General features: G+C 71.0%; 6 protein-coding genes. All 6 read right to left on the bottom strand.

Going from position 1 to position 5,285, the window contains the following annotated elements; genetic code table 11:
• Positions 1-413 precede the first annotated feature (413 nt).
• A complete protein-coding gene (locus RT323_RS15860; RefSeq protein WP_313410170.1) occupies positions 414-1,163 on the bottom strand; it encodes an enoyl-CoA hydratase-related protein in 750 nt (249 codons plus the stop codon).
• Positions 1,160-2,014 (bottom strand): alpha/beta hydrolase, encoded by an 855-nt coding sequence (locus RT323_RS15855; RefSeq protein WP_313410168.1) that lies wholly within the window; start codon positions 2,012-2,014, stop codon positions 1,160-1,162. Before RT323_RS15855 ends, RT323_RS15860 begins: the two co-directional genes overlap by 4 nt.
• The gene (locus tag RT323_RS15850) at positions 2,011-2,679 is read right to left on the bottom strand and encodes a nitroreductase (protein ID WP_313410166.1); all 669 of its coding nucleotides are present in this window, start codon (positions 2,677-2,679) and stop codon (positions 2,011-2,013) included. Before RT323_RS15850 ends, RT323_RS15855 begins: the two co-directional genes overlap by 4 nt.
• A 49-nt stretch (positions 2,680-2,728) precedes the next feature.
• Positions 2,729-3,169, bottom strand: a complete 441-nt coding sequence (locus tag RT323_RS15845) for an OsmC family protein (protein ID WP_313410165.1) — start codon at positions 3,167-3,169, stop codon at positions 2,729-2,731.
• Positions 3,170-3,311: 142 nt separating this feature from the next.
• Positions 3,312-3,569, bottom strand: coding sequence for an HPr family phosphocarrier protein (locus RT323_RS15840; protein WP_313410163.1), 258 nt, complete (start codon positions 3,567-3,569; stop codon positions 3,312-3,314).
• 11 nt (positions 3,570-3,580) lie between these two features.
• Positions 3,581-5,285, bottom strand: a 1,705-nt coding sequence (locus RT323_RS15835; RefSeq protein WP_313410162.1) for a fructose-specific PTS transporter subunit EIIC, incomplete at its 5' end; no start/stop codon positions are given.

Raw genomic sequence — 5,285 nt, 5'->3', positions numbered from 1 at the left:
GCTGATGGCCGCCCTGCTGGTGCACGACCTGCGCTCCGGGCGCAAGCCCTCGCGCGAGCCGTGGCGCGAGGAGGCCTACGCCGCCGCCCACGGCGGACTCTGGACCGCGGCGTACCACCCGCGCTCGGCGCTCGGCCTGGCCGCGGTGCTGGGCTTCGCCTCGCGGTCGTGAGGGGTGAAGTTTCCCCGGTTAAGTAGGTTCCCTGGCACTTCACGAGGGTTACGAACCTCGTGAAGTGACAGGAAACCTCGTTCAGTCCTGCAGCTTCGGCAGTCACGAGGCCGTGCGGCGGCTTCGGTCGCCGACCGGCGCCGCACTGCTCCCAAGGCCTCACTTCGCGAGGTTCTCTGGCACTTAGCGAGGTTCGCAACCCTCGTGAAGTGCCAGGGAACCTAGTTAACCGGGGAAACCGTCAGCGCCCAGAGAAGTTCGCCGCGCGCTTCTCCGTGAACGCGGCGACGCCCTCGGTGAAGTCGTTCGAGGCGCCCAGTACGCCCTGGCCCGCGGTCTCGGCGCGCAGGGTCTCGTCGAGGTTCGCCAGCGCCGCGGCGTTGATCGTCTTCTTGATCTGCGCGTAGGCCAGCGTCGGCCCGGTCCGCAGCTTCTCGACCAGGGCGTCGACGGTGGCGCTCCACTCGTCGGCGCTGACGCAGTGCGTGATGAGCCCGGCGTCGAAGGCATCGCGGTTCGGCAGCTTCTCACCGAGCATCAGCAGGCGCGTCGCCCGGGCCCGGCCGATCGAGGCGGCGAGCAGCTCGTGCGCGGCACCGTCGCCCATGAGGCCGATGTTGACGAACGCCTGCAGGAAGTAGTCGTCCTCCTTCGCGACCTGGAAGTCGGACGCCAGCGCGAGCGACGAGCCGATGCCCGCTGTCAGGCCGTTGAGGGCCGCGACGACCGGGAACGGCGCACCCGTCAGCGCATGGATGAGCCGATCGGCGGCCTCGAGGATGCCGGAGTTGGTGACACCGGGCCGCATCACCGCGCCCGAGCAGAACGCCCGGCCCTCGCCGGTCAGCACGGCGACGCGCACGCCGTCGGCCTTCTCGAGCTCGTCGCTCATCTGCTCGAACATCTCGGTGGTCACCGAGTTGAGCCGTTCAGGCGCGTTGAGCGTGAGGCGCAGGACGCCATCGGTGCGGTCGACCACGAGGTCGGTCATCGTTTCCTCCATTGTCCGAGCAGGGTCTGCAGCACCGCGATGAGCGCCGTGGGCTGGTCCAGCATGATGTGGTGGCCCGAGTCCGGGATCACCGTAACGGGTACGGCACCGCCCAGTCGCGAGCGGATCTCCGCGGTGATGTCCGTCGTGGCCATGCCGCGCTCACCGCGCAACAGGGCCAGCTCGCACTCGGTGCGGGCCAGGTCGTCGGGCGTCATCGAGGACTTGAGGAACACGCGCGGGTCGAACTTCCACGACCAGCCGCCATCGACGCGACGGACCGAGCCGCGGGCGATGTGGTCGCGCACGTACGGCAGCGTCGAGTCGTCCTCGGGCAGGGTGCGGAAGCGCGACACCATCGTGGCGGCGTCGGGATAGACCGGCATCGCGAGGCCGGCTCGATCGTTGCGCCACTCGCGCGCCTCGGGCGAGACGGCCTGGACGGGCGAGTCGATCGCGGCGGCGCCGAGCATGTCGGCCCCGTGCTCGCGCGCGGCGGTCAGGGTGACGAAGCCGCCCATGCTGTGGCCGAACACGACCGGCTTGTCGGCGGACTCGGCGCGGGCGACGGCCAGGATCTCGCGGGCCCACTGCTCGAGCGTGTACTCGTCACGGCGACCGCTGTCGCCGTGGCCGGACAGGTCCGGAGCGAGCACGCGGTGACCGACGGCCAGGTGCGGTCCGACGTGGTCCCACCACCCACTGTGGGCGGCCCCGCCGTGCACCAGCAGCACGACCGGGTCGCCGGGCTCGCCCCACGCGCGGTAGTGGACGGGCGTGCCCTCGACCTCGACCTCGAGGTGCTGCGGCTTCTCGGCGAGCGCCCAGCGGAACCACTCGGGAACGGTCATCGGTGGAACCTCACGAGCTCGTCGAGTTCGGCGCGATTCGCGCGGAACGAGTTGGCCGGGTGATCGGGGTCGGGGTACCCGAACGAGATCCCGCAGACGATCGACCGGTCGTCGGACAGGCCGAGCCACCCGCGCAGGAAGTCGGACTTCTGCGCCAGCGCGGCCTGCGCGATCGTGGCGACGCCACGGGACTGCGCAGCGAGCAGGAACGACTGCACGAACAACCCGCAGTCGATCGCGGCGTACGTGCCCAGTGGCGTGGGAGCCGAGATCACGGCCACGTGCGGCGCACCGAAGAACTCGAAGTTGCGCAGCATCTCGCGCGCCGAGGCGTCGCGGTCGCCCTTCGCGACACCGACTGCCTCGTACAGCTGCCAGCCGACCTCGCGACGTCGCTCGGCGTGCACGCCGGTGTAGCCCGGCGGGAACGGTATGTCCGAGCCGGCCGACGGGTCGGCGACGATGTCCGCGCGCAGCCGGGTCAGCGCGTCACCCGAGACGACGTCGACGTGCCACGGCTGGACGTTGCACCACGACGGCGTCCGCGCGGCCGAGGCCAGGATGGCCCGGATCTCGTCCTCGGGGACGGGTTCGGCCGCGAATCCTCGGCAGCTGAAGCGATCCGCCAACAGCCGGTCGAGGACGTCGGCGTCATGGGTGTCCATGGCGCTCACGGTAAGCGGGCGCTTAGTTCCGGTCAAACGTGACGGTTTCTCACTCGGCGGCGCGGACCTGCACGACGCGGACCGGGTTGGCCTGCTCCAGGGTGCGGCTGACGGTGCACAGCTTCTGGTGCGACTTCTCGATCGCGCCCGGGACCCGGTCGGCCATCTTCTGGCCGTCCTCGTCGTGATCGAAGGAGATGTCGATCGTGACCGCGATGTCCTCGAGGCGCGAGCCGCCGTCCTCGATCTTGACCTTGTGCGCCTCGACGGAGATGTCGAACCGGTTCGGCTCGGCGCGCTTCGTGAGCGCCTCGATCGTCAGGGCGTTGCAGCCGCCGAGGGCCACCAGCAGCAGCTCGACGGGGGTGAAGTCGATCGTGTCGCCGTCACCGAAGGTGATGACGCCGCCGCGGGCGTTCTCGGCGCGGTACTCCGCCGGGCCGGTGCGGACGAGGTGGACGCTGCGCAGGGTGGAGGTGTCGTCGCTCATGTCCCGACCCTAGGCCGGGGCCGGGGCCGCGGCACCCCATCGGCGTGGGGTTGCGCGCGGCCCCCGACCCGACTTTTGGTGCGGTTTTGCGTCCGAGACGGCCGCCGAGGCGGAATATCGCACCAAAAGTTCGGGAGGGCGCTCAGGCGTCGAGGTCCGCCTCGACGAGAGCCGCGATCTTCTCGAGGGCGGCGGCGTCGTCGCTCTCGACGGTGACCTCGGTGCCCTGGGACGCGCCGAGGGTCATGATCAGCAGTGCGGACCCCGCGTCGACGGGCTCGCCGCCGGCGACCGCGAGGGTGACCGGCACGCCGGCCTCGGTGACGGCGGCCGCGATCTCGGCGGCCGGACGAGCGTGCAGGCCGACGGCGGATCCGACGGTGACGGTCTTGCTGGGCATCTGAGGTCCTTTCAGACGGTGAGGGTCTCGGCGGTGGTGTCCGCCTGCTTGGTGCGCCCGACCTGCTTGAGGGCGGTCACGAGGAATCCTGCCACCAACATCCCGACGATCAGCGAGACGAAGAACCACAGGACGCGGTCCACGGCGAAGAACACGAAGATCCCGCCGTGCGGGGCGACCAGGGTGACGCCGGTCGCCATCGACAGTGCACCGGTCACGGCCCCGCCGGCCATCATCGCGGGGATGACGCGCAGCGGGTCGGCCGCCGCGAACGGGATCGAGCCCTCGGTGATGAACGAGGCGCCGAGCAGCCAGGCGGCCTTGCCGTTCTCGCGCTCGGCCGGCGTGTACAGCTGCGGCCGGATGACCGTCGACAGGGCCATCGCGAGCGGAGGCACCATGCCAGCGAGCATCACGGCGGCCATGATCTTGGACTGGGAGGAGCCCACGTCCAGAGCACCGGCGGTGGACAGTCCGGTGACCGCGAAGACGTACGCGGCCTTGTTGACCGGGCCGCCCAGGTCGAAGCACATCATGAGGCCGAGGATCGCGCCGAGCAGGATCGCCGAGCTGCCGGTCATGCTGTTCAGGCCGTCGACCAGGGCCTCGTTGAGCCAGGCGAGGGGCTTGGCGAGCGCCAGAATCATCGCCAGGCCGACGACGATCGTCGTCACCAGCGGGATGATCACGACCGGCATCAGGCCGGCCAGCCAGCGAGGCACGCCGCGGTGCGCGATCCAGGCCGCCACGAGTCCCGCGAGCAGGCCGCCGACGATGCCGCCGATGAAGCCGGCCCCGTTCGGGTTGGTCTCGGTGACGCCGATCTGCGTCGCGGCGAAGCCCATCACGAAGCCCGGCGCGATGCCCGGTCGGTCGGCGATCGCGTAGGCGATGTAGCCGGCCAGGGCGGGGACCAGGAAGCTGAACGCCCAGCCGCCGAGCAGCGACATGAGCCCGCCGATGTAGTAGAGGAACGCGCTGTCGAAGAGGGCGTGATCGCCGGGCTCGGGCAGGTTCGTCAGCGAGTTCTCGTTCATCACCTTCGCGCCGTCGACGTCGTACCCGGCCAGCAGGAACCCGAGCGCGATCAGCAGGCCGCCCGCAGCGACGAACGGGATCATGTAACTGACGCCGGTGAGCAGCCAGCGCTGCAGCTTGCGCCCGGCGTTCTCGTTGCCGGCCTCGGTCGCGGTGTCGTCGGCCTCGCCCTCGACGCGGCGCGCCTTCGGGTCGGCGGCGGCAGCGAGCGCCTCCTGCAGCATGACGCCGGGCTCGTTGATGGCGCGCTTGACGCCGCTGCGCACGACGGGCTTGCCCGCGAACCGGGACTGGTCCTTGACGCCCACATCCGTCGCGAAGATGACCGCGTCGGCCGAGGCGATCTGCTCGGCGGTCAGCGGGGTGCTGCCCGACGAGCCCTGCGGCTCGACCGCGAAGTCGATGCCGGCGTCGGTGGCCGCCTGCGCGAGCGCGTCGGCCGCCATGAAGGTGTGGGCGATGCCGGTGGTGCACGCCGTGACGGCGACGACTCGGCGCGGCGCGGACTCGGACTCGGTGGTCTCGGTCCGGGCGGCCTCGGGAGCCGGAGCCGCGGGGGCGGGCTTGGCTCCCGCCGTGGCCTCGTCGACCAGCGCGATCACCTCGTCCGGCGTGGACGCGTCGCGCAGGGCCTGCGTGAAGTCCGACCGCACGAGCGACCGCGCGAGCGCGGACAGC

The sequence above is a fragment of the Aeromicrobium sp. genome (assembly GCF_032084975.1).
Classification (GTDB): domain Bacteria; phylum Actinomycetota; class Actinomycetes; order Propionibacteriales; family Nocardioidaceae; genus Aeromicrobium.
This window is presented reverse-complemented; position numbering and strand designations above follow the sequence as displayed.

Bases quoted from the DNA above. Each gene is read 5' to 3' on its own strand.
- RT323_RS15860 (WP_313410170.1), bottom strand. From the start codon at position 1,163: ATGACCGACCTCGTGGTCGACCGCACCGATGGCGTCCTGCGCCTCACG.
- RT323_RS15855 (WP_313410168.1), bottom strand. From the start codon at position 2,014: ATGACCGTTCCCGAGTGGTTCCGCTGGGCGCTCGCCGAGAAGCCGCAG.
- RT323_RS15850 (WP_313410166.1), bottom strand. From the start codon at position 2,679: ATGGACACCCATGACGCCGACGTCCTCGACCGGCTGTTGGCGGATCGC.
- RT323_RS15845 (WP_313410165.1), bottom strand. From the start codon at position 3,169: ATGAGCGACGACACCTCCACCCTGCGCAGCGTCCACCTCGTCCGCACC.
- RT323_RS15840 (WP_313410163.1), bottom strand. From the start codon at position 3,569: ATGCCCAGCAAGACCGTCACCGTCGGATCCGCCGTCGGCCTGCACGCT.